16 protein-coding genes and 1 tRNA gene are annotated in these 23,799 nt (G+C 54.9%); 7 read left to right on the forward strand and 10 right to left on the reverse strand.

Features of this window, described 5'->3' with window-relative positions:
* Positions 1-6: 6 nt before the first annotated feature.
* The 3 genes from ACR0K5_RS14920 (at position 7) to ACR0K5_RS14930 (ending at position 2,218) form a co-directional block, all read left to right on the forward strand.
* Positions 7-83 (forward strand) — tRNA-Met (locus ACR0K5_RS14920).
* Positions 84-425: 342 nt separating this feature from the next.
* The gene (locus ACR0K5_RS14925) at positions 426-1,115 is read left to right on the forward strand and encodes a hypothetical protein (protein ID WP_480630450.1); all 690 of its coding nucleotides are present in this window, start codon (positions 426-428) and stop codon (positions 1,113-1,115) included.
* Entirely contained in the window at positions 1,112-2,218 is a 1,107-nt protein-coding gene (locus ACR0K5_RS14930) for a sensor histidine kinase (protein WP_480630451.1), read from the forward strand. Before ACR0K5_RS14925 ends, ACR0K5_RS14930 begins: the two co-directional genes overlap by 4 nt.
* A gap of 120 nt (positions 2,219-2,338) precedes the next feature.
* Here ACR0K5_RS14930 and ACR0K5_RS14935 read toward each other — a convergent pair whose 3' ends face one another.
* The 7 genes from ACR0K5_RS14935 to ACR0K5_RS14965 all read right to left on the reverse strand — a co-directional run bounded on the left by ACR0K5_RS14935 (position 2,339) and on the right by ACR0K5_RS14965 (position 9,763).
* A complete protein-coding gene (locus tag ACR0K5_RS14935; RefSeq protein ID WP_480630452.1) occupies positions 2,339-2,527 on the reverse strand; it encodes a hypothetical protein in 189 nt (62 codons plus the stop codon).
* Between the two features lie 74 nt (positions 2,528-2,601).
* On the reverse strand, positions 2,602-3,492 hold the full coding sequence (locus tag ACR0K5_RS14940; protein ID WP_480630453.1) for a tyrosine-type recombinase/integrase: 891 nt from the start codon (positions 3,490-3,492) through the stop codon (positions 2,602-2,604).
* Positions 3,493-3,999: 507 nt separating this feature from the next.
* Positions 4,000-5,016: an Ldh family oxidoreductase gene (locus ACR0K5_RS14945; protein WP_480630454.1), complete on the reverse strand. Its 1,017-nt coding sequence runs from the start codon at positions 5,014-5,016 to the stop codon at positions 4,000-4,002.
* A gap of 11 nt (positions 5,017-5,027) precedes the next feature.
* A complete protein-coding gene (locus ACR0K5_RS14950) occupies positions 5,028-5,657 on the reverse strand; it encodes a DUF3726 domain-containing protein (RefSeq protein ID WP_480630455.1) in 630 nt (209 codons plus the stop codon).
* Positions 5,654-7,342, reverse strand: coding sequence for a hypothetical protein (locus ACR0K5_RS14955; protein WP_480630456.1), 1,689 nt, complete (start codon positions 7,340-7,342; stop codon positions 5,654-5,656). The genes ACR0K5_RS14950 and ACR0K5_RS14955 overlap by 4 nt, the downstream gene beginning before the upstream one ends.
* Positions 7,343-7,346: 4 nt before the next feature.
* Positions 7,347-8,321, reverse strand: coding sequence for a membrane dipeptidase (locus tag ACR0K5_RS14960; protein ID WP_480630457.1), 975 nt, complete (start codon positions 8,319-8,321; stop codon positions 7,347-7,349).
* Positions 8,321-9,763, reverse strand: coding sequence for an aldehyde dehydrogenase family protein (locus ACR0K5_RS14965; protein ID WP_480630458.1), 1,443 nt, complete (start codon positions 9,761-9,763; stop codon positions 8,321-8,323). Before ACR0K5_RS14965 ends, ACR0K5_RS14960 begins: the two co-directional genes overlap by 1 nt.
* Before the next feature lie 109 nt (positions 9,764-9,872).
* Here ACR0K5_RS14965 and ACR0K5_RS14970 point away from each other — a divergent pair, with 109 nt between their 5' ends.
* The 3 genes from ACR0K5_RS14970 (at position 9,873) to ACR0K5_RS14980 (ending at position 15,328) form a co-directional block, all read left to right on the forward strand.
* Complete coding sequence (locus ACR0K5_RS14970) at positions 9,873-10,760, forward strand: LysR family transcriptional regulator (protein WP_480630459.1); 888 nt, start codon at positions 9,873-9,875, stop codon at positions 10,758-10,760.
* 108 nt (positions 10,761-10,868) lie between these two features.
* Positions 10,869-14,144 (forward strand): adenylate/guanylate cyclase domain-containing protein, encoded by a 3,276-nt coding sequence (locus ACR0K5_RS14975; protein ID WP_480630460.1) that lies wholly within the window; start codon positions 10,869-10,871, stop codon positions 14,142-14,144.
* A gap of 20 nt (positions 14,145-14,164) precedes the next feature.
* Positions 14,165-15,328, forward strand: a complete 1,164-nt coding sequence (locus ACR0K5_RS14980) for a hypothetical protein (protein ID WP_480630461.1) — start codon at positions 14,165-14,167, stop codon at positions 15,326-15,328.
* Here ACR0K5_RS14980 and ACR0K5_RS14985 read toward each other — a convergent pair.
* Both ACR0K5_RS14985 and ACR0K5_RS14990 read right to left on the reverse strand, forming a co-directional pair.
* Positions 15,325-18,924 (reverse strand): flavoprotein, encoded by a 3,600-nt coding sequence (locus ACR0K5_RS14985; RefSeq protein WP_480630462.1) that lies wholly within the window; start codon positions 18,922-18,924, stop codon positions 15,325-15,327. The genes ACR0K5_RS14980 and ACR0K5_RS14985 overlap by 4 nt on opposite strands.
* Before the next feature lie 331 nt (positions 18,925-19,255).
* Positions 19,256-20,833 (reverse strand): DUF5928 domain-containing protein, encoded by a 1,578-nt coding sequence (locus tag ACR0K5_RS14990; RefSeq protein ID WP_480630463.1) that lies wholly within the window; start codon positions 20,831-20,833, stop codon positions 19,256-19,258.
* A 143-nt stretch (positions 20,834-20,976) separates the two neighbouring features.
* Between ACR0K5_RS14990 and ACR0K5_RS14995 the strand changes: the two genes are divergently transcribed.
* Positions 20,977-21,795 carry a sulfotransferase family protein gene (locus ACR0K5_RS14995; protein ID WP_480630464.1) on the forward strand — a complete coding sequence of 273 codons (819 nt, stop codon included), beginning with the start codon at positions 20,977-20,979 and terminating at the stop codon, positions 21,793-21,795.
* A gap of 124 nt (positions 21,796-21,919) precedes the next feature.
* On the opposite strand, the gene ilvD is transcribed toward ACR0K5_RS14995, so the two are convergent.
* Positions 21,920-23,752, reverse strand: coding sequence for a dihydroxy-acid dehydratase (gene ilvD / locus ACR0K5_RS15000; RefSeq protein WP_480630465.1), 1,833 nt, complete (start codon positions 23,750-23,752; stop codon positions 21,920-21,922).
* Positions 23,753-23,799 lie beyond the last annotated feature (47 nt).

The raw sequence follows: 23,799 nt of genomic DNA on the forward strand, positions 1-23,799 counted from the left end.
AAGTGTCGCGGGGTGGAGCAGTCCGGTAGCTCGTCAGGCTCATAACCTGAAGGTCAGAGGTTCAAATCCTCTCCCCGCAACCAAAAATACCACACAAAAACAACACGTTACGCGCCGACCCGCGGCGGTGTTGCTATTTACGACACCCCCACCGGAAGCACTCTGGAAACAAGCGGAGCGAATTCACCCTGTGGTGAACGCGCAACAGAGGCTGCTCGAGTAAATCCAGTAAAAGGTAGCTATGAGCCTTCTTTGAACATTGCGGTTTGCTTAGAAGTTGTTTTCGCTTCAGGTGTTTCTCAGCTTTGCGCGACATTTTCAGATTGTTCATCAGGCTCAAGAACTGGTCATTTTGGCGTCCATGTGCCATTTTCGCCCCAACTCACAAACGTTAGTTTCGGACGACTACTATGTTACAACGATGGATGCCCAAGACGCTGAATTCATACTCTTCCGTTCTTGAGTTGAGGGACTACTCAAAGAACCAAAAAACGTCTTTGACAAAGAAGGCCATCAGATCGTCTGTGAAAATTGCGATTATTGATGATGAAAAGTTCAAGGCGCACGGAAACTTGACTACTTACGGGTACGAAATCCGAGAAATTCCAGACATACGCAACTTGGATGAAATCCATGAATTTGATGTTGTTCTCTGTGACTTGATGGGTGTTGGCAATAACTTCGACCATTCAATCGGCGGGGCTAGCATTATTCGGGAGATTAAGGAGAACTACCCTACAAAATACGTAATCGCTTATACAGGTGCACGCGCCAACTCAGCGGAGGCAAATGCTGCGAAAGAATATGCCGATGACTTCCTGAAAAAAGATGCCGAAATCACTAAGTGGGTGGAGAGGCTAGATGACGCAATCGATATTGCGTCCAATCCATACGAAAGGTGGTTGCTGACAAGGCAGGGTCTGATTGATGAAGAAGTGGATATTCGGCGAATAATTGAACTTGAGGACGCTTATGTAGCGTCGATAAAAAGTAGAGACACTAGCTTTGCCAATCTTAATAGTGTTCTTGAAAATGTGGACCTGAGCGGTAACGCTAAGGGTATTGTGCAAAGTTTGATTGCGTCTGGGATTTGGGCGCTAGTATTTGCCGCATGATGCTGGCGTTTCCTTCAATAATTGTGACTCCTCTTGGAGATCACAAAGTCCTTGATGGCGCATTGTTTTCGCTGCCACCTGAGCTTTGCGACAACTTTCGTATTCAAAAATACCTAGAAATAGACGAGCTAGGTTGGTCGCGCTCTGAGTTTGGGTACATGGCCTTGGTCAAAACTGACAGTTTCGGGAACCGGATAATTCTACCGGGGCTGTACCTAGAAGATGCGCCGCGGCCTCACAAAAAGATACACGGCTATTCGCCTCAGTTTTCGAAGAAACAAGTAGAGCAATACCTTGAACGTCACATCTCTTGGCAAGAGGATGTTAGGGAAGAAACGGAGGGTGAACTGACTGCTTTAGTTCATGACCTAAGGCATCTCTCGACGTCAATCTACCATAGCGCGCTGGAGGCGGATCAAGCAGCGAGATCCAAAAACTTGTCTGGCACTGCTGAGAAAATAAAGACGATCGTTGCTTCTCAAACAATGCTGAGAGTTAGGATTGATTACTTGGACTATTCAAACTCGGTAGATCGGTTCGACGAGATTGAACAAATCCCAGTATATAGTCGGGTCGACAAGGTTATCAGATGCTTCAAATCTGATGCCAGACATAAAGCCATAGACATATTCCTAGAGGGTGGGTCATACAGACTAGCTGAAGGGCCTAATATTCTTGATATTGTTCCTTATACGTTAATTGAGAACGCCATAAAGTATGCGCCAAAAGGCACAAATATTACTGTAAACGTTACTGACAGCGATACTGAAACGGAAGTTAGAGTTATTTCGCTGGGGCCAGAACTTCTCGAAGGTGAAATTGATGCCATCTTCAACAGAGGGTTTCGGGGAGCCAATGCGAGAAGGATTCGCTCGACTGGTACCGGCTTAGGACTACAGGTTGCGCGCAAGGTCATTGAAACCTTCCAAGGTGAATTGTCAGTCAGCCAAAGTGGTGCGATTGACGTTCGAGATGGTGTCTCATACGTGAAAACAACATTTCGTTTCCATTTGCCGACCTCGGGTGAAGACACCACACGAAAGAAAATGGTTGAGGCAAGGCGAAAACGAGCTACCAAGCGCTCTAGGATTGCGACAAATTAACGTGGATTTGTCAAACTAGATGAGAGTTTTCGGTCAAGCCGTGCATTGCCGGTGCGATTCTAGCTAACATTTAGTTGACGGTCCAAATAACGTAGTTTGCGAAATATTTACCATAATCATTCAATTTAAGCGGTACCTTTTACTTGAATTATCAAGTCTTTCTTCGAGCGGCTTGGTGTGCTCTTCCACCAACCGAACCAGCACATCAGAATGGTTTTCAATAAAACTGGAGAAACCTTCTGATGACACGCCGGATATTGCAGCGCGTGTTACGAACAACCCGGCTAGCTGCGTATCCAATTCGCGCATCTTTACTTCGCGATTAGCGTGAACTACATCGCTTGGCAGGACACCCGCGCAGTTCTGAAGAAGGTCACTGCCAACTACGGCTTCAAACTGCCGCCAAAGCTCGTGCGTGGGCCAGCGGGCGCGGTTTCCGTCTGCGGTGGGCATACAGTAGCGAATGCGCCCCGACACGGTGCCAAATTCAAGGACGCAAGCTCCATTCCGTCGTCTGTGATGAAGGACCATTGCAGGGTTTGGACTTCACCAAGACGGCATCCGGTCAGGATCAGCAACCGAAAGGCGGCAACGACAAAAGGCGATTCTGATCCATCCCGCTCCGCGTCTGCCAAAACCTGCCCGAGACGTTGCAACTCATCTTGGCTCAGAAACCGTTCCCGCTTTTCTTCGCGGTATTTCGGGACATGGCGACAGGGGTTTGAACCGTCAGGCCGCAAGCCCCATATTTCCGCCAGATTGAACATCTTGGACAGAACGCCCAATGTCCGGTTCGCCTGATAGGGCTTGTCCCGAAACTTATGGTGCAGTTCGGCAATGTCTTTCCGCTCCACATCCACCACTTTGAAGTTGCCAATGGCCGGAACGATAAACAGGTCAATTGCCCTGCGGTATTCTCCTTGGGTGGACGGCTTACAGTGTTCCTTTACATGGGTGTCAAAGAACCGCTCGCACAAGGCCGCGACTGTGGGTGCCCGCCGATGCTGGGCAATCTCTTCGGCAGGGTTCTCACCCTTTGCCACTTGGCCCATGACTTCCTTTGCCAGTTTCCGTGCCTCGTCAACTGTGATCTTGCCATGTCGGCCGATGGAAACGCGCCGGGTTCTTCCGCCTTTGCGGTACTGTGCCTGATAGGTCTTGGCACCGGAGGGCATGACGCGGACACCAAACCCGGCAATCTGGCTGTCCCAGACAAAGTAGTCTTTCTCCTCAACCGATAAGGCTTCTACGGCTCGTTTGGTCAGTTTGGGCATCCCTCATCCTTTCTCTACCGTCGCCCCGTGGAAGCATTGTGGAAGCAACTGGAAGCGGTTCATGGCGTAAGAGGTAGGAACGGAGCGTGCCAGTCGTCAATATTAAAACAACGATTCCAATAAGATAGGGTAAGTCAGCGTTTTCCGGCGTAGTTGGTGCAGGTGAGCGTAAGCTATCTCATAACCTGAAGGTCAGAGGTTCAAATCCTCTCCCCGCAACCAAACTCCAACAGATTGTTCGATCTACAAACAGTTCACTGGACCGTTTGCTTAACAATCTCACCTCGCCAGGATCACAATACGAAGATCAGAGGTTCAAATTCTAATCAGGAAATCAGCGTCGCTTTCCAGCAGTCCGGGCAGACTGCTGGTCACACAATAGATTAATCCATCAACGGTGCGGTTTCGATGCGATAGACACTGCTACTGAGCGCGATCCGAATCTGAATGACAGGAGAGACAGATTTGAGAGTGCCGACTGGCGGTTACTTAATCATCTCTTAAATTTCAGACTGAATTCAGAATTCCTTCGATCTTCGACAAAGTCAAAGAACTGACGGCAACACCTTCTTCGCTTGACGAAAGGCGGCTCGTGCGGCGGCCGTCGCCAGGCAGATGCGCTCCTTCTTGCGATCTGATCGATTCAATCAGATCCGTCATGGCATTTGAAAACAGACCGTCAGATGACACTGTAGGGTCTATAGCGATAAAAAACTGCCCTGTCTTCGGGGGCCCGCCTGCGGTTCCTGAAAACGGTGATGCGTTCAACCCAAGTGTAGAACCTGTCAGGGCGGCGGCCATGACTTCGGTCAGCAAAGCGACACCGACGCCTTTGTACCCTCCTGATGGGGCCATGCTGCCTTTTAAACCTATGTTAGGATCTGTTGTTGGGTTCCCGTCAGCATCCAGCGCCCAGCCGACAGGAATGGATTTGCCTTCCCTTGCGTGTTTCATCACTTCGCTTTTGGCGATGGTGCTGGCGCTCTGGTCGATCAGCAGGGCTGGTTGCCCATCCGTACCCGGTGCCGCGATGGAGAAGGGATTGGTACCCACGACAGGTTTCGATCCGCCCGAAGGTGCAATCGATGCCGGGGCGTTGGTGAAACCCAGTCCGACCAACCCTGCTTGCGCCAAACGAAAGGTGTGATAGCCAAGAACACCGCAATTGTAGCTGTTGGTAATCGCCAATGCAGCGATGCCCTGTTCTCGTGCTGCGGGGATCAATGCTTCAAATCCCAGATCAATGGCCGAATGCGCAAACCCGGTTTTGGCGTCTACGCGGGTGAGACCCGGACGCGGGGTTTCAAGCGTTGGTTTTGCCTGACCATCGACCTTACCGCATTGTACATGTTCACAATAGATAGGGATGTAAGCCAGACCGTGGCTTGCAACACCGTCTGCCTCCGTCGCAGCTGTGGCCACGGCCAGAGGGCGCGCGTTTTCTTCACTTGTACCAGCAGCAACCAGCGCGTTGAATGAAAGGTCTTCGATTTCAGCAAGCGAGAGTGTTTTGGTCTCAGTCATCGGATGGTCCTTCAATCGTTGTCTGACAAGCCTGAACCAGCGCCAAGCAGTCGGGATTCTTCAGTTGCAGGGGCATAGGTGCGATGGGCCACGGTATTAAGAAACTGCCACGCCTCGACATTTGGAGCAGCCCGACTGTGCATGGACCGGGCGGTTTGAATGGAGCCGCTTACGGTTATCCCGACGCGGTCAGCCCGGTCTACCTTGCAGTCTTCACAGCTTAGATGAATGCCATCGGTTATCGCGGAAAACCCGTCGAGAGTGATTTCCACAGTTGTATTTCGCTTTTTTGCCATGGCGGCGACAAAAGGCAGCAACAGAAGCGGCGCGGCAACATTGGAAATCGAAACAGTACCTTGCGACAGGGCGGTCGGAGAGTCCGATAACGCCGCTCCGGTCATCAGGGGGCATAGGTCCTGTTCACCCACCAGTATACCGTTCTGGACTGTTGGAACGTGACGTACCAAATCAGGTGCAAATTCACGTTGAAGCAATTGGGCCAAGATCGCGGGCCCGTCGAACCCCCGGGCGCACAACCAGCGCGTTGCTTTTGCAGCCTCTTCCGCCACGCCCCAGGCATATCCAGCCCCACGGGTTGCGCGTTTGGCGGTCGCTTCTACTTCGTTCAATGAAAAGGTCATTGCTCAACCTCCGGATAAACCCAAAGATCCGCGTTCCCGGTGTTCAGCTCATCCGGATAGGGCGCGCCGGCATACATACAGATGCGGACCCAGCGATCCGATCGTGGGTCGAAATGTGTCGCGCCGAAGAAGGATAGTTTTGCCCGCAGCATGTCGATAGGCATCACATTGGCACTGATCGTGTTGTCATGGATTTCACCATAAGGCGCTACGCGGCTGATTTGTGCACGGCGCACGGTGTGGCGATGCTCGGGGTGGCGCAAAAGGAAATCTGCCACCAAGGCGTCATCCGCCCATTCCTGCAGAGTCTTAAATGCCACAGCCGCATCACGCGCAGGCGCAAGTGGTTGTTCATAGTCGGCAATTGGTTCCTCAAACCGTTCACCCAGGCGCGGTTCCAGTTTCTCTTCGGAAACATACCAAGCCCGCCCGCAGTTTTCGGCCGCGCCCCAATCCAGATCCAACGCCCAGTCAAAGCTTTGCCGGATCAGGGTACGAACATCCGAGATCGGCATTTCTCCATCTATCAACTGTGCTGTCGCGTTTGCGTCGGACATGCAGCAGGCAAGCCCGTCTACCATCTCGCCATAAGGCTCCAGGATCAGCGAGGCCAGTAGTTCCTGCCCTTCTTCCGAGAGCGCGGTTTCAGACCACCGGATCAGACGATCCCAGGGGTGATCCTGCATCAGGTCGTCCCTGGCCAGGTGTTCTTCGATCTTTTTCAGGTCCGCGTTCAGCGCTGCAAGCTTCTCAACCTGCAAAGGGTGTTCAGACCGCCACCAAGCGGTTGACAGTTTGCTGCGCGCAAATACATCGCGGAAGGCATGTGTTTCCTCCAGCGAAGCCGCCTCAACGGACCGGACGCGAGAGATAGCCTCTTCCCGTGCCATGATCCAATTGTTGAAAAGAACCGGATGGTTAACGATGAACGGAGCCATCCCTAGCCCGGTGGAGTTTCCGATGCCCAGCCAGCGCGCGATTTGAGGATCGAGATCCGCTGTCTGATCTCCTCCTTTGGACCGCGCCATGTACTGCACCAGATCGCGCACAAATACCCGGGTCAGATAAACCGATAGCATCTCGATCTGAAACGGACCGCTGACTTCTGCCCGATCCGCTGTTTTCTCACGGTCCGCAGCGCCGAATTTGCCGGAGCCATAGACAGCCGTGGTCCGCATCAGATAGCCAACCTGATAGATTTGTTCCAGGTCCGGTTGCTGGCCCGCAGCGAGACGATCCACCACATGAGCCCAAAGCCGCACCGAGCGATTGGCGCGCGACAGGGATAGTTCAGATTCACTGACACGCCCGGCCTCTTGCAGCGGTACATTCTGCGACAGGCGGTCGATGTCTTCAGACGTCGGGATGCCATCGAACAGTGCGAAGGTGGCGTCCCATGCCTCGGCGATAACCCGGTCTGACCGTTGGTCGGCAGGCAGGTCATGGGCAAAGGCGACCAGAGAATAGGCGCGATCAGGTCCGTGCGCGGTATAGACCGCATAGCCGACGCCGTTGTCATCAACGTCAAACGCGGGGCGGGAAAAGCTCCAGTTTTCTTCGGCCATGCGGCGGGTCAGCTGCCGCATAAAGCTGAGTCGACATTGGTGCAGCGATCCCAACCGTGACAGCCGCATGACCGTAGCAGGGTCACGTCTGGCGATCTCTGTCTGCGCGTGTGGTTCCATTTGGTTACCTTTGTGGGACGAAGTTCTCGGCAAAGAACCGATACCAGTTCCTGCCCATGATCCCGGCCACTTCGTCATCGTTCAGGCCGGTCGCGCGTAACCCTTGTTCGATATTGCCAAAGTCTCGATTGTCCTGAAACCAACCCGGCATTGGTGGGAACCCCGGAGCCGAGGCCGACCCTTCGCCATAGTCGATTTCTTTTGTCCAGCGTCCAACGCGCATCCATTCCACGACGCTGTCGGGCTGATCCTGACACAAGTCGGTACCGATCCCCAGATGTTCGGCCCCGTATTTGTCCGCAGTGCGGGCGATCATTTCGCAGAAGCTCTCCAACGTGCAATCGGACTTGTCTTTCAGGTGGTGAGGGTAGACCGAAAAGCCCAGCATCCCACCTTTTTCCGTCACTGCACGGATGACTTCATCACGCTTGTTGCGCAGGGCCGGAGACCATTCATGCGGATTGGCATGTGAAATTACGATGGGCCGGTCCGAGAATTCAGCCGCCTCGATGGTGGAACGATCTGCCGAATGGCTCATATCCACGACAAGGCCCACGCGGTTCATCTCTTTGATCACCTGCTTGCCCATACGGGTGATGCCAGTGTCTTCGGCCTCGTAACAACCGGTCGCCAGCAGGGATTGGTTGTTATAGGTCAGTTGCATGAACCGCGCGCCCAGGTCGTGCAGGATTTCGACCAGCCCGATGTCGTCTTCAATGGGCGAGGGGTTTTGAAATCCGAAAAACACGGCAGTCCGGCCCGTTTCACGGGCTGTGTCGATATCGCTGGCCCACCGGCCTTTCATGATCAGATTCGGGTATTGCTCGAACCAGCGGTTCCATTTCTCGAAGTTCAGAACCGTTTCGCGGAAGTTCTCATGATAGGAGATGGTGACGTGGATCGCGTCCACGCCGCCTTCGCGCAGTTGGCGAAAGATTTTTTCCGACCAGTTTGCATATTGCAGGCCGTCGATCCGCATCAGACAGGGCCTGCGCTGATATAGGCGGTTTTGACGGTTGTATAAAACTCGGCCGCAGCCTTGCCCTGTTCACGTGGCCCGTACGAGCTGTCGCCGCGTCCTCCGAAGGGCACGTGATAGTCTGTTCCGGCGGTAGGCAAGTTAACGGTGACAACGCCGGTGCGTGCATTGCGACGGAAATGAGTGGCACGAGCCAGCGACTTGGTCACGATGCCAGAGGTCAGGCCGAAATTGGTGTCGTTGACGACGCTCAGTGCTTCGTCATAGCTGCCGACCTTAATAACGGATGTCAGCGGAGCAAACATCTCTTCGCGGTTGATGCGCATATCGTTGTTGGTGTTCAGGAACACGCCCGGTGACATGTAAAAGCCGTCATGCGGCATTTCGAGACGCTGACCGCCACAGGCCAGTTCAGCCCCTTCGGACTTTCCAAGATCGACATAAGCGAGGTTTTCATTCAATTGCTGTTGACTGACGACGGGACCCATCTGAACCCCTTCCTCCAAAGCGTGGCCGACTTTCATTGCCTGTGCACCGGCTACTAATTTCTCGACAAAGGCGTCATGAATGCCCGCGTGAACAACCAGCCGCGACGAAGCGGTGCATTTCTGGCCGGTGCCACCAAAGGCCCCGCCCAAAGCCAGAGCCACCGCCAGATCCAGATCGGCATCGTCCATGACAGCCAGCGCGTTTTTGGACCCCATTTCCATCTGCACCTTAGTCAGGTTCTGGATCGCCGCAGCGGCGATGCCTTTGCCCACGGGCACCGATCCGGTGAAGGAAATCGCATTGACCTTGGGGCTTTCAACCAGACGCTGGCCGATCGAACGGCCCGAGCCCATCGCCAGGCTGAACAGACCCTTCGGGATGTCCTGCCGCTCGATGATTTCGGTCAGGGCTACGGCCGAAGCAGGGGTGATGTTGGCGGGTTTCCACACAACCGCGTTGCCATAGCAAAGAGCCGGAGCAATCTTCCAAGAGGCCGTCGCGGTGGGGAAGTTCCACGGGCTGATGATCGCAACGACGCCAACAGCCTCGCGGCGCACATCCACTTCGATATCGGGGCGCACGGAATCTGCATTCTCACCAATCTGGCGCAGACATTCTGCGGCGTAATAGGTGAAAAACTGACCAGCACGATAGACCTCGCCCTTGCCTTCGGCCAGCGGTTTACCTTCTTCACGGGCTAGAAGCGTACCCAGCTCCTCAGCGCGGGCCATCAATTCGTTACCGATGGCATTTAGAACGGCCTGTTTACGCTCCAGCCCGTAAGCGACCCATTCGGTCTGAGCAATGCGCGCCTGGTCCAGTGTTGCCTCAAGCTGATCGGTGCTGGCCTGAGCAAACATGCCGACCAGATCGCTCAGGTCCGAAGGGTTACGGTTTTCAATTTCGCTTTCGCCCGCCAGCCATTCGCCAGCAATCAGGTTCAGTTTGGTCACGTCAGGCCCCAAATTCGCAAATTTCGATTTGGGTAAAGATTGGGGTTGAAGCTAACATCAGTCAAACTAAAATAACTTTAAAAAACTTCAGGAAAATTGAAGTATGGCCATGAAAGTAGAAATGCTGCGGTGCTTTTGTACCGTGGCCCAGACCGGAAACCTTGCCGAGGCAGCCAGCCGTCTCGGCCGGACACAATCTGCCGTCTCAATGACGCTGAAACAGTTCGAAGAGCATCTCGGCAAGAAACTGTTTGAAGGGGAACGGAAAAACCACCTGTCACCGTTGGGTCAGCAAGTTCTGGACCTTGCGCTTAAACAGGTGCGGGACTTTGATCAGGCCGTTCAGAACATAGAATTGGCGGCACAGGCCGAACATGGGTTGATCCGTATCGTTTCCGTGCCATCCGTGGGAGCGTTGGTCTTTCCCAACCTGCTAGACCATATGACATCACGCTTTCCCGGGCTGAAGATCGAGCTGCGCGATGGAGATTCGCAGCAGGTTCTTGATGCCGTTGCCGGGGATAAGTCCGATATCGGCATTGCGTCAGGCTATTATCCACTAAACGGAGTCAGTGCAGAGCCGCTGTTACAGGATCGCTTCGGGTTGGTTGCGGCGTCCAATCACCCGCTGATGACACGGCCAGAGCCGCCAAACATTTCGGATCTGGTGGCCGAGCCTTTCGTGAGAAACGCCCTGTGTGAATTTATCGAATCCGCGCCATTCAGAGGGATTCTGGATAGGGCCGAGGTCACCATTCACAACACGCATTCCCTGATCACGACGGTCAGAGCAGGCCAATGGATCACGGTCTTGCCGCAGACCGTCGCGCAATTCATCCCGGACGCAGTCGCCTTTCGCCCAATTTCGGATTTGCCGGACAGGCGCGAGGTATATCTTTACGTGCGGGAAAGAGCTCGATTCCGGGAAATCACTGAGGCCTGCCGTTCGTTTGTTCTGTCGAGTGGATTTGGAAATGCAGGCTTGGTGAACGAGTAAGAACCGGATTAACCCTGCTCAAAATCACAAATTAATTTGGTTTTTGCAGACTCCGGCCCGCTCGCATGCTAGGTTCTCATCTGAAGTGGGGGACTTCAGAGGGGCGATATGTCTCAAGACCTGAGGGGCTGGTTGAGCGCAAATGGATTAAACGAGTATGCGCAGGCCTTCATAGACAACAAGATCGATTTTTCCATTCTGCCTGATTTGACGGCCGAGGATCTGATCGAAATCGGTGTAACCGCTGTCGGCGATCGCAGGCGGGTGTTGCGTGCCATCGAACAACTCGACTCCACCCAGACAGCTGCAGAACCTGAACCTGCGGCACCGCTTGAACCCGCACGGCGGCAGGTCACAGTGATGTTTGCTGACCTGACCGGATTTACAAAAATTTCCAGCGAGCTGGATGCAGAAGATCTGCACGCGCTGCTCAATCAGTTCTTCAGCAAGGTGGATAATGTCGTCGAAAAATACGGCGGTCGCATCGACAAACATATTGGTGACGCGGTCATGGCCGTTTTCGGAGCGCCAATCTCACATACCAACGACACGGAAAGGGCGGCGCGGGCTGCGACTGAGATTCACGCCGTTCTTCCGACTTTATCGCCGCCGCTTTCCTGCCATATCGGTATCTCTTCGGGGCAGGTCATCGCCAGTTCGACCGGCAGCCAGTCGCATACGGAATATACGGTGACAGGGGATGGGGTGAATTTAGCGTCCCGGTTGACCGATATCTCAGGGGGCGGCGAGACTCTGGTCTCACATGACATTCAACGCGCGCTGGGCCCGTTGTTCGTGGGCGAATCCATCGGGGTCAAGGCGATCAAGGGGTTGAACGAGCCGGTTGAGGTCTGGCGTCTGGACCGGCTGGCTAGGAACATTCGGACGAGACGGCACAAATTCATCGGGCGCGAGCGCGAGATGTCGATTTTCTCGGCTACATTCGACCGATGCCAACGCCATGGAAAAGGTGAAGTGCATATCGTTCTGGGCGAACCCGGAATTGGTAAAACCCATCTGTCCGAGCAGGTGGCGGAGCTGGCCTCAAGTTTGTCCTACACAATCCACAATGGCGTTGTGATGGATTTTGGTGCGCGCGAAGGCCATTCAGCCATTCAGACCGTCGCCCGCAGCATTCTGGGGCTTGAAGCATCCGATGGGGCGGAAACAGGGGCGGCTGTCGCAAAAGACGCGATCGACAGGGGATGGGTCAGCCCGTCAAATGCCGCGCACCTCAACGCTTTGCTCGAGCTTGAACAAGACCCGGGTTTGGCCGAGGTATATGCCGTGATGGACAACAAGACTCGTCTGCGGGGGCGGCGTCAGGTTCTGGAGGAACTGCTCTCGGCCCGCAGTCAGCAAGCACCCCTGCTCATTCAGATCGAAGACATCCACTGGGCGACACCCGACATCCTGACCGCGTGTTCGCATATTGCCGCAGCGACGCGGAATATTCCTTGTGTGCTGATGATGACCAGCCGGGCGGAGGGCGATCCGATCGACAGAGACTGGCAGATGGCAACAGATGGAGCTCTGGTGTCAAAGCTGGAACTGGCGCCCATGGGTGAGGAGCACGTCAGACAACTGGTCGACGAGTTCCGGGCCATTGATCCGGATTTGCTGGAAACCTGTGTCCAACGTGCAGGTGGCAACCCCTTGTTTCTGGAGCAGCTGCTGCGCAACACGGATGTGCTCAAGCAGGAAAGTGTGCCTGGTAGCATTCAGGGTATCGTTCAGTCGCGTCTGGACGCGCTGGATCGCAGCAGCCGAACTGCCATTCAGGCCGCGTCGGTTCTGGGCCAGAGATTCTCGCCCGAGGTTCTGAATTTCATTCTGGGTGAAGGGCATCTGGATACAACCAACCTGATCCGTTCGGCGCTGATCCGAGAGGCCGGACCCGATCTCATGTTTGCCCACGCACTGATCCGGGACGGGTCCTATGCAACTCTGGTCAAGTCCGAACGTGCCCGTCTGCACCGACAGGCGGCTCAGTGGTTCGAAGATCGAGATGCAACTTTACGCGCCCAGCATCTGGATCGGGCCGGAGCGAATAACGCCGCGCATGCCTATCTGGACGCAGCCGACAAATTGATCCGGGCGTTTCGGTTCGATGATGCAAGCCCATTGATCGAGCGTGCTCTGGAACTGCCGTCACCGGCAGGTGTCCGATTTGACCTGCTGTGCGCCCGAGGCGAGACGCACCGGTTGCAGGGATTGTCAAACGAGGCATTGCAGGAATTTCAAGAAGCAGCCAGTTTGGCCGAAACCGATGAACAAACGGCCCGGGCCCATATCGGGCTGGCGCAGGCAGCGCGACAAGCAAGCCTGTATCAGGACGCGCTGGACGCGCTCGACACCGCTGAGGCAGCGGCAGAACGCTGCGGGTCTGAGAAAGATGTGGCTCAGATTAACTACGTGCGCGGCAACGTTTACTTCCCGCTGGGTCGGGACAAAGAAGCGCTGAAGGCCAATGAACGTGCCCTCTTACTTGCTCGCAAGCTCGAGTCCGCTCGCCTGGAAGTCGGCGCGTTAAGTGGATTTGGCGACGCCAATTTCATGAATGCCACCATGAAGACGGCGACTGGATTCTACACCCAAGCCGTTGAACGTGCGCGTGAAAAAGGGCTGGTTCGGGACCTGGCGGCCAATCTGCACAATCTCAGTGTCGCGCGCAGTTACACCGGGGATGTCGGGCAGGGCAAAGCGGACGCCAGCGAGGCGATTGAAATCTCGCAGAAGTACTTTGCCTTCGTTCCGGAATGCGTTGCGCAAACATGCCTGGGTGTGGCCGAAACCTTTCTGGGCAGTCTCGACCGTGCGCTAGAAGCTTTCAGTGTCTCTGCGGAAATCGCCGAGCGCGTGGGGGCAAAACGCCTTGAAGCGCAGGCGTTGGAACATCTCGCCCGCACGCAGGTTTATGCCGGTCAGGTGGAACGTGCGCGGGAAACCGGCCTGCGGGCGGTTGACATTGCGCTTGAGCACGGGCGGAACTTTGTCGGGCCCAAGGCTCTGTCAGCTCTGGCGATGACTGAAACGGATCCGGATGAGCAAACGCGCCTGTTGAAATTGGGTTCCGAGATCATCGCCGAAGGCTGTGTCGGCCACAGCCATTTGCATTTTTATCCCGATGCCAGCGCCGTCATGCTGGCGCGTGGTGATTGGGATGCCGCGATAGGCTATGCGGATGGGCTTGCCGCGTTCACCGAGAACGAACCTTTGCCGATGGTGGACCTTTCTATTCGTCAAACACGACTATTGGCCGAAAGCGGGAAGCAGAACACCCCACTGTCACAACACAGCGAATTTGCCGATCTGAAAGAGCAGTTTGCCGAGATGGGCATCACGCAGTCCTTGTTGGGCCGTGCGGATTTTCTGGCAAAATAGGTGGCAAAACAGGAGGCTGAATGAGCGTCGAAAGAAAGGTGTGGTTTATCTCTGGCTTGCTGACCCTCGGTCTGGCCGCTCTGTTACTCAAGCTTTGGATTGAACTGAACCATTTCGAGGGCGACCCGACGCAGCTGCCCGATCAGGCTTCGGTCGATGCATATCTGGGCAAGGTGGACGTAGCGCCGGACTACCGTGTGAGTACGGGGATCTTCCTAAAGTCTTTCAGCTTTCTTGGCGCCAGCGATGTCCAGGTCACTGGTTATATCTGGCAGCACTATAACACGGGTGAGCATGACGCGATCATTCCAGCCGAGGGTGAGGTCGGTTTCCTTCTGCCCGAAGCGGTCGATACCGCAAACGGCCTTATTGCCGAGGCCTATCGATTGCCGCAACCTGACGGTGTGCTGATTGGTTGGTATTTCGAACAAACCTTGCGGCAGAGCTTCGATTACACCAGTTACCCCTTCGACCACAAAACGGTTTGGGTGCGGATATGGCCCGCCTCTTTTGAGGTCAATGTCGCGCTGGTCCCAGACTTTGAGGCGTATCCGGCGACTGGACCGGATGACATCTTTGGGATCGACAACCAGATCGTGATGGGCACATGGGAGCGTGAGAACACCTATTTCGATTACAAGCTTTCAAATCTGGATACGACGCTGGGTATTCGGCAGAACGCGTACCAGACAAACGCGCCCGAGCTGCATTACAATTTCGTCATCAAACGCAATTTCGCAAACGCGTTCATCGTACACATGATCCCATTGCTTGTTGTGGTGATGCTGCTGTTCGGCGCGGTCATGACCGTTACGCGTCGCGAGGGTCTGGTGGAACGGCATGACTTCAGCACGTCCAGTGTGATCGGCACTTGTTCGGTACTGTTCTTCGTGATCCTGCTGGCCCATGTGCAATTGCGCGAAGGGTTTGCAGGCTCGCCCGTGATCTACATGGAGTCGTTCTTTTTCCTGATGTACTTTATGCTGCTGGCGGTTTCGGTCAACACCTACCTTTTCGCCTCCGAGGCGGTGCCGTCGTTACGTATCATCCACTATCGGGACAACCTTATCCCAAAAGCCAGTTTCTGGCCGTTTGTGCTGCTGTGCATGGTGGCGATCACGGCCTATAACCTCTGCATCAAGGATAGTTCCGAGCCGCCACCGATCAGCACACAAGAAGGCTAAGCCACGGGTTCGAAATCCGGTTTGGGTTCGCCCTGCGCCATATCCAGTGTGTAGTCGCTTACCACTTCGGATGTCCCGTCGCGCCAGTTCTTCAGGTACTTTGCGGGATCAGCGATTACATAGGCATAGGCGGGCTTCATCACGCCTTCGATGACAACGTTGATCTTCTTCCGCAGATAGACATTGTCGGGTGAACCGGGGCCGTGATACCCTTCCAGCTTGTCCAGTTCGCGGAGGCCGGATTGTGTCACCCGATAGACCTCGCCACTCACCTGTTTGCCCATTCCCTGCTGGTCCACAAGTGTGGCCATACGGTGCAAATACCCACAGTTCGGGTTGTCGCAGAACGGTTCTTTCGGGACAATCAGGGGCATCGGTTGCCGGGTGCGTGCTGTTCCTACCAAGTCGCTGAGAACTGCGCTATGCGCATCATGATTGGGAAACCCCTGCTTCAGTGACCCGTAGGTGAAATACAGGTAAGAGGGTTCGTTGACGGCGACAAAGCTCTCGTCGCGCCCTTGGTCGGCGTCTGCCATCTTCAGGTTGTGATCATGTGCCCAGGTATCCAGCATGGTTCGGATCTCGGGTTCGATCTTCATGCCCTGAACAAACTCGATACAGGAGGTCGCATCCATGTCTTCTGCCCCCAGAAGGATTTCCACCATTTTGGGGGCTTTGTTCATCACCGCCACATGCAGTGCCGTGAACCCGTGGTCGTTGACAATATTGACGTCGATATCCCGGTCGATCAGATCCTGAGCGGCTTCATAATCCGGCTTGCCCAGATCATGGCCGCTTTCGTTCAGTTCACCTTCACCACCGGCTGCGTAGTGCAGCAATGAGTCGCCGTGAGCTTCGTCCACGATATTGACGCCCACGACTCCCTCGTCGATGGCGCGGAACACCCGTTTCCATTCGTTGATGTCATCGGCGGCAGCGGCCTCGCGCGCCCATTTGCAGACGCGGTACTTCTGGTCGTCCAGTTCTTCGAACGCGTCTTCCAGAGCCTCCATGATCTGGTCGGGTTTGGCCATCATTCCGATGCCCATCCGGCCATTGGACAGGCGTCCTTCCAGGGGACCGATGAAATCGGCACCAAGCGTCTTGAGTTTTGCTACATTGTTCTGGGTCGTGATGTTGTTCCACATATTCGTGTTGCAGGCGGGGCAGAGGATCACCGGTTTCTTTTGGTACTGCCACGCCACAAAGACCGAGGTCAGAAGGTTGTCGGCGATACCATTGGCTACCTTTCCCATCGTGTTGCAGGTGATGGGGGCCACGATGACGCAATCGGCCCAGTCACACAGCGCCAGATGCGAGGCGCGGACCGGCATGTCGAATTTCATGTAGCGGAAATTCCACTCATCATCGTCGCGGTAATAGTCATGATGGGTGATTTTGGCGTCGATCCGCGCGGCCCCGAAATCCCGGAAGAACTTCTCGGCCGAGACGGAGGGTATCAGTTTCACGTTATGCCCTGCATCGACAATGCGTTCGACGAGCTCGGGGATTTTATCTGCTGCCGACGACCCGCAGGCGCACAACAATACGTTTCGCTTGCCGGCGTTGACCTGATTCATAACTCCTTTGGGATAACCGAAGGGGTTCTTTTCAAGGCTTGGAGTCTCATTCAGGTCCGAAACAGGCAGTCCTGCTTCGCGCATCTTGGCCTGCAGTTCACCGGCCCTGATCATGTCCACAATGTCTTCCAGCTCATCGCTTTTGCTGATGCAATCTCCTTCGAAAAACAGATACGGCACGTCCGGTCTTTCTCCGAGCGTCACCAATTGCCGCCGCATCCGGATCATATTTGGATCGCGCCCACCTACGTCGATCTGCTTGACGGTTGTTGCCCCGATATTCGAAAGAACGCTGCGCAGCATGTAGGACCAAGGGTCCTCATCCTCATAGAACAAAACCATCTTATTGTGCTTGATGATACTGGCGACATCGCTTGGATCTTCGGGCGGTTCGATCTCTTCGATCATCACCAGCGCGGGGTCTCCAAGATCGCGCAACCCGCGGAAAATGTTTGCGCGCGGTGCTTGCCAGACCTGAGATGTCGCGGGGCTCATGTCGACAATGGTGACAACGTCCTCCTCCTCATAATAGTCAATGCAAAGACACCAGAACTCCTCCAGCAAAGCGGTTTCCCGATATACGTTTTCCGGCGAGCTGATCGCTTCGATCCCGGTGACGCGATTGAAGTCGATGTTGATCATCAGGTGGCGATCTTTGTTGGTTTTCAAGCTTTTCAACTGGGCCTTGAACCAGTCTTGCGGAGTTTGGATCGATCTGTCTTCGCGGGTCGCAAAACTGTGGAACGAACTTCTAACATGTACGTGGTCGGACTGGCCTAGGTATTTCTCCGCCATGTCGTGCATGTCTTCGGCGGTGGCGACCCGGCTGACAGCATCCGTGAACGACGCCTCGGTCGCCCTCAGCAGCTCGTCTTCGTCCACCCTGGTGTCGCCGTGAATGGCCAGGCTTTCCGCCAGTACTCCCAGTGAATTCATGTTAGGCGTAGCCCGGCGGAACAGGTTGCGCCGTTTCTTCGGGTCTTTCGCCAGGTAAAGGGTGCTGTCGACATAATTGCATCGTTGCTTGAACGTTTGCAGATGTGTTTTGACAGCAGCGCGTGCCGAGAACCGGAGAATGCCGCGAGATCGCATCGAGGTTCCGTCGCGATCTGACATGGCTTTCCACAATCGCTCTATGGTTGTCACCCAAAGCTTGCCGTATTTTTCGGGATGCACATCCATCATATGCACCAATCCGGTGCTGGGGTTGCATTTGGCGATGACGGCAAAATGCCCACCCGGCATGTTCTCTTTGCCATGGGCGACGCCGACCTGGAAGTTCGCCACCAGAATATCGTTTTCGCCGCCCAGTCGATTGGATTCGTCTATTGCTTCGAGCAGCAGCGGAACGTCGGTCGTGTCTTCATCCATGAAATAAGCCTGAACCTGAACCCGGTCCCTGAGACCTTGCGAGTGAATGTAGGTACAAGCGACGTCGAACAGTTCACCCAGCGAGATTCCGTCATTCACCACAAAGGACGAGGGCAAGGCGCATTCACGGAAAATGTCATTCACTTCGCAGCTGAACCCAAGCGCCGACATGCTGAGTGCAGCCGCAGTGACGCTGCAACAATTGATGGGCTGTTGGAAGCTCTGCAACTGAACGCTGACCAGATCCCCGAACATAGTAGCCAAACAGGGTTTCCGGATGTCATCGGGAATCTTTTTCCAGTTCTCGCTGGACAGGTAGGCCAGCCGTGTACCGTCCAGCGCAAGCGCTTCGAGGCTGACTGGGATATCCGATATCTCCATGTGTTCTTCATAAAAGTAGTCGCCAACGTCAGCGCTGGCCAACGGGTTCCCGTCCTGGCGCAGCTGAACCACGCCGCGCAGCACGACATACATGCCATCGGCTGGCAGGACCGCATTCCCGGTCACCTCAATGCATTGAAAATGTGGGTTTATGACGGCCGGGTCCGCAACTTGCGCTTCGCCCGGAAGGACATTGTAAATCAACGTCCAGTCAGTTTCATTTGGGATGTAGGGTCTGGATTCGGCAATTTGATCTATAGGCACAACTGTGTCCCCCCGGAGTTGCGTTTCAATAATTCAATCTTCGATTAACCAGCGCTGCTGTTTTTTTCCGAAGCTCAGATACCGGTCATTCAGAATTAAAGACCTGTCTGTTTCTGTGCTTTTCACTGGCAGGGCCGCGTTGCAGATGGAAAAAGCTTGAACAAAATGGCCCAATTGGCTGCACAGTATCTGATTTTGGAACAAAAATCACGAATGCAGTTGCATGGGCTTAAGACGCTGACTGCTGCAGCGGGTCACTTGCCTGCCCGAGACATGGATTGTGCGGGCTAAAAATGCCCGCAGGCAGCCAGGCTTTGAATGGCTTTTTGGTCTAGTCGAGAAAAAGGTAATCCAAGCGCATTATGGATTGGGCTTTTTCTTCGCCTACCCCAAGAAATTTGGCGATAACTGCTTCATTCTCGGCGCGCTGGGCTGTTTCCCGCAGGCGCAGGTAATTGTCCAGCCTGGCAGCGCGGATCTGTTCGGATTCGTGGCTCAGATCGTTGCGAAGTGTTGGCAGAAGAGATGCGACAGTTTCCGACGGGCTGCTGTCACCGGCAAGCCCGACGCGGCGCGCGTGGCCGATCAGGTATTCGTCCGAGTACTCGCATTCGATCTCAAGCACATGGGTTTTGGCCTGATCGCCGCAAAAATCTTCAAGAGCGTCAAGATTGGCAGGGTCTAGGCACAGAACCAGCTGATCCGACGCGAAACTGTCGAACAGCATGCGCACAACTGCGCGCCGGTGACGGGAGCGCTTGGTCAAGGTCGTTTCAATTCCACCCAAATCCGGGAGTACCGTATTTTCTTCGTTAAACAGGTATTCAACGCAGGGGATATCTGTCTCCGATGCGATCTGATCGACAAGACGTTTGGCCACGTGCCATTTCTTGCAGACGATCACGAACAGTTCACGTTCCGGGCCAAGTACGCTCCCGGCCTCCCAGAACCGTTGTCCGAACCGGCGTCCGATGCGACCCCGCCCGGTGAGAAACGCGTACAGGTTGCGCCCCTCATTCGAGACAGGGAAATCAACACCCTCACTTGAATAGAGCGAGCCGAGACGGTCTTTCAATTCATGCGCGTCTGCGCTGATTTTGCGTGCAAACAGATAGTCCTGCCCCAGCAGCATGTCATAATGGTCGTTGTAGAACGTGACCGGCATTCCATAGTCCGAGAACATCAGGAACGTAGGCGTTCGGTTTTCAATCTCGCTTTTCGGAATAAGGTGGCGCACCAGTGTTTGAAAGAAGGTTTCATCGGGTATCCAGGTCGTAGAGAAAAACCGGTTCACATCCCGGCGCTGGCGCAGGAAATCCAAAATCATCTCGACAGTTCTGCGACGCAGACACCACCATTGGCTGCCGATCATGATCTGAATGTCTTCCGGGATATCCCGTGTCAGGCCAAAGCGTTTCTGCAAGTCGTAGGCTGTATAAAACAGTTTGGATTGTGTTCGTTCGTTGAAATAGTGGCGATAGATCAGTCGGTCTTCCTTCATGCCGGTCTTGATCCAGTTGCTGGCAAAAAAGTCGTGGCTTTCGATGAAATCCCTGTCGCGATCATCCAGGAAACGGTGCGTGTACTCTGCCGTTTTGATGGCCATGCAATCACCGGACAGCATGTAGAAATGGGTGGCGCGCGGGAAAGTTTCGACTGCGGCCTGCAGGGCGTTCAGCGTGGCCCGGACCAGAGACCATTCTCCCCAGCCGCACTTAACGCGCTTTTTTGCAAAGGTCACATTCGGGTTCTGATCCAGCGCGGAACGAATGCGATCATAGGCTTCGGCGCTGGCCCGGGCGTCAAAATGGATCGCCATGCAATCGCCAGCCGCGGTCAGTTGTTCGGCCTGTGCAATGATGGCCTCAGGGTCCTTATGACACAGCAATATATAGGCGATCTTTGCCATAGAGATAACGCGATTTCCGTTTCTGCCCGGTTTCAACCGTGATACTGAGGATGAGCGATTGAATAAACAGAATAATTTTGGTTCTTTGTTACCAAAAGCTGGCGTATCGGATCGACACCTGACCAGCGAAGGAGGCGCAGCAGATGGGTTTTCCCGGTACCTGGATGACCGAGAGCGAAAGCATGGTGTACCGCGTGGTGCCCAAATGTGCCTGCTCGACCATTGGTCAGATCATGTATTATTCAGATCATGGTCAGTTCTTTGACGGTGACATCCACGACGCCAAGGACGGCATGCATAAATGGGCGTTTGATCACAGCCAGGGTCTGATCTCGAACAACGTGCGCAATCACGCGTCCTATTCGTTTACCTGTGTGCGCAATCCCTATACCCGCATCCTCAGTTCGTTCTTTGACAAGATCTGCGGCATACAGCGCAATGGTAAGCGATATCGGGGCAATCTGGTTCCGACGCTGATCTACAATTACGGGATCGAAGTGGGCGGTGACGACGGCAAAGGAGAGTTTGACCAGATAGCCAGCTTCCGCAGGTTCCTGCTGTTTGCGCGAGATACGATCCGATGGCGGCGTCCGATGGATCCGGACATTCACTGGTCTGCGATGTCGGGTCATGTATCGACCTTCATTGTGAACGGTGGGCGCTATGACCGGATTTTCTGGACCGAAGCGTTCAACGATGGGATGCAGGATGTTCTGGACCACGTCGACTTGAAAAATCCTGTGACATTGGCAGATATTCCACGGTTCAATGAATCCGAAGGCCACGGACCAAAGCGTGCCCATCCGGTCGAGGATTACTTTGACGATCTGTCAATGCATCTGGTCTATGAGATCTACAAACAGGATTTCGAGCTGTTCAAATACGATTTCGAAAACCCGGCCAACAAATTGCCGATCGGCGAAATCGATCTGGACGAAATTCACGCCAAACTTGGTGACTGACTGCGGCGCCGGGCCCAAGGCCAAACGTGGCATCAGCGAAGCTGATGGTGCGATTTGGGTGCGGGAGTACCTCTGGTTGGTCGATTTACCGGTCCGCTGTGCTGCAGACCGGTGCTGAATTGGGTCAGACCTGGCGTACAGCTCCTTTTGCCGCGCTGGTGGTCAGCTTGGCATAGGCTTTGAGCGCTGTGGATACCTTGCGTTTACGCGGTGCAGCCGGTTCCCAGCCTTTTTCGTCCTGTGCTTCGCGCCGGGCGGCAAGCTCTTCATCTGAGACGGCCAGATGTATGGTGCGGCTCGGGATATCGATCTCAATTTTATCGCCGTTCTGTACCAGACCGATCTCACCACCTTCGGCTGCTTCGGGTGAAACGTGACCGATCGACAGGCCGGATGTGCCGCCCGAAAAGCGACCATCGGTCAGCAGGGCGCAGGCTTTGCCAAGCCCTTTCGACTTCAGGTAAGACGTCGGGTACAGCATCTCCTGCATCCCCGGACCGCCACGCGGGCCTTCATAGCGGATCACCACGACGTCGCCTTCTTTCACCTTGCCGGTGAGAATGTCGCTGACCGCCTGATCCTGGCTTTCGCAGACGTAGGCCGAGCCGGTGAATTGCAGGATGTTTGCATCCACACCAGCGGTTTTCACGATACAGCCGTCGCGGGCGATGTTGCCGAACAGAACTGCCAGACCGCCATCCTGACTAAAGGCGTGCTCTTTCGAACGGATCACGCCGCCTTCGCGATCTGTATCCAGCTCTTTGAACCGGTTCGATTGGCTGAACGCTTGTGTGGTACGCACACCACCGGGGGCAGCTTTGAACAGCTCTTGAGCCTTGGGGTTGTTGGCAACCTTGATGTCCCAATTGGCAATCGCTTCGCCCATTGTGCCCGAGTGCACCGTGCTGCATTCCTCGTGCAGCAGGCCTGCGCGGCTCAACTCGCCGAGAATCGAGAAGATGCCACCGGCACGATGGACGTCTTCCATATGCACGTTTTCGGTGTTTGGCGCGACTTTGCATAGGCAAGGAACCTTGCGACTAAGGCGGTCCATGTCGGTCATCGTGAAATGCACTTCACCTTCGTGCGCGATTGCCAGCAGGTGAAGCACCGTGTTCGTTGAACCGCCCATAGCGATGTCGAGGCTCATGGCGTTCTCGAACGCATCAAAGGTGGCGATTTCACGGGGCAGGAAACCCTTTTCGTCCAGATCGTAATGGCGCTTGGTGATCTCGACGATCCGGCGACCGGCCTCAAGGAACAGTTCTTTGCGGTCCGCGTGCGTTGCCAGTGTCGAGCCGTTACCCGGCAATGCCAGTCCCAACGCCTCGGCGAGACAGTTCATCGAGTTTGCGGTGAACATGCCCGAGCAAGACCCACAGGTCGGGCAGGCGTTTTCCTCGATGTGCTGAACCTGTTCGTCAGTGAATTTGTCGTCTGCAGCGGCCACCATTGCATCGACAAGGTCGATTTTCTTTGCGTCCAGATCGGCGATGTCGATCTTGCCCGCTTCCATCGGCCCACCCGAGACAAAGATGGCCGGAATGTTCAGGCGCATGGCGGCCATCAGCATGCCGGGAGTGATCTTGTCGCAATTCGAGATGCAGACCATCGCATCCGCGCAATGCGCGTTGACCATGTATTCAACCGAATCCGCGATCACTTCGCGCGAAGGCAGCGAATAGAGCATTCCGTCATGACCCATGGCGATGCCGTCATCGACGGCGATAGTGTTGAACTCTTTCGCAACACCACCTGCGGCCTCGACCTCGCGTGCCACCATCTGTCCCAGATCTTTCAGGTGCACGTGACCGGGAACGAACTGAGTGAACGAGTTGACGATAGCGATGATGGGTTTGCCGAAATCGTCGTCGCCCATGCCGGTGGCGCGCCACAATCCGCGGGCACCGGCCATGTTGCGGCCATGAGTAGAGGTTCTGGATCGGTACAATGGCATGATGCTGTTTCCCTATTGCCTCGGGTTGCATGTCTTGGGGTTCGTAC

The organism is Ruegeria sp. AB9, from assembly GCF_056542585.1.

Coding starts and splice junctions, on each gene's coding strand:
- ACR0K5_RS14925 (WP_480630450.1), top strand. CDS start 426: ATGCCCAAGACGCTGAATTCATACTCTTCCGTTCTTGAGTTGAGGGAC.
- ACR0K5_RS14930 (WP_480630451.1), top strand. CDS start 1,112: ATGATGCTGGCGTTTCCTTCAATAATTGTGACTCCTCTTGGAGATCAC.
- ACR0K5_RS14935 (WP_480630452.1), bottom strand. CDS start 2,527: ATGCGCGAATTGGATACGCAGCTAGCCGGGTTGTTCGTAACACGCGCT.
- ACR0K5_RS14940 (WP_480630453.1), bottom strand. CDS start 3,492: ATGCCCAAACTGACCAAACGAGCCGTAGAAGCCTTATCGGTTGAGGAG.
- ACR0K5_RS14945 (WP_480630454.1), bottom strand. CDS start 5,016: ATGACTGAGACCAAAACACTCTCGCTTGCTGAAATCGAAGACCTTTCA.
- ACR0K5_RS14950 (WP_480630455.1), bottom strand. CDS start 5,657: ATGACCTTTTCATTGAACGAAGTAGAAGCGACCGCCAAACGCGCAACC.
- ACR0K5_RS14955 (WP_480630456.1), bottom strand. CDS start 7,342: ATGGAACCACACGCGCAGACAGAGATCGCCAGACGTGACCCTGCTACG.
- ACR0K5_RS14960 (WP_480630457.1), bottom strand. CDS start 8,321: ATGCGGATCGACGGCCTGCAATATGCAAACTGGTCGGAAAAAATCTTT.
- ACR0K5_RS14970 (WP_480630459.1), top strand. CDS start 9,873: ATGAAAGTAGAAATGCTGCGGTGCTTTTGTACCGTGGCCCAGACCGGA.
- ACR0K5_RS14975 (WP_480630460.1), top strand. CDS start 10,869: ATGTCTCAAGACCTGAGGGGCTGGTTGAGCGCAAATGGATTAAACGAG.
- ACR0K5_RS14980 (WP_480630461.1), top strand. CDS start 14,165: ATGAGCGTCGAAAGAAAGGTGTGGTTTATCTCTGGCTTGCTGACCCTC.
- ACR0K5_RS14990 (WP_480630463.1), bottom strand. CDS start 20,833: ATGGCAAAGATCGCCTATATATTGCTGTGTCATAAGGACCCTGAGGCC.
- ACR0K5_RS14995 (WP_480630464.1), top strand. CDS start 20,977: ATGGGTTTTCCCGGTACCTGGATGACCGAGAGCGAAAGCATGGTGTAC.
- ilvD (WP_480630465.1), bottom strand. CDS start 23,752: ATGCCATTGTACCGATCCAGAACCTCTACTCATGGCCGCAACATGGCC.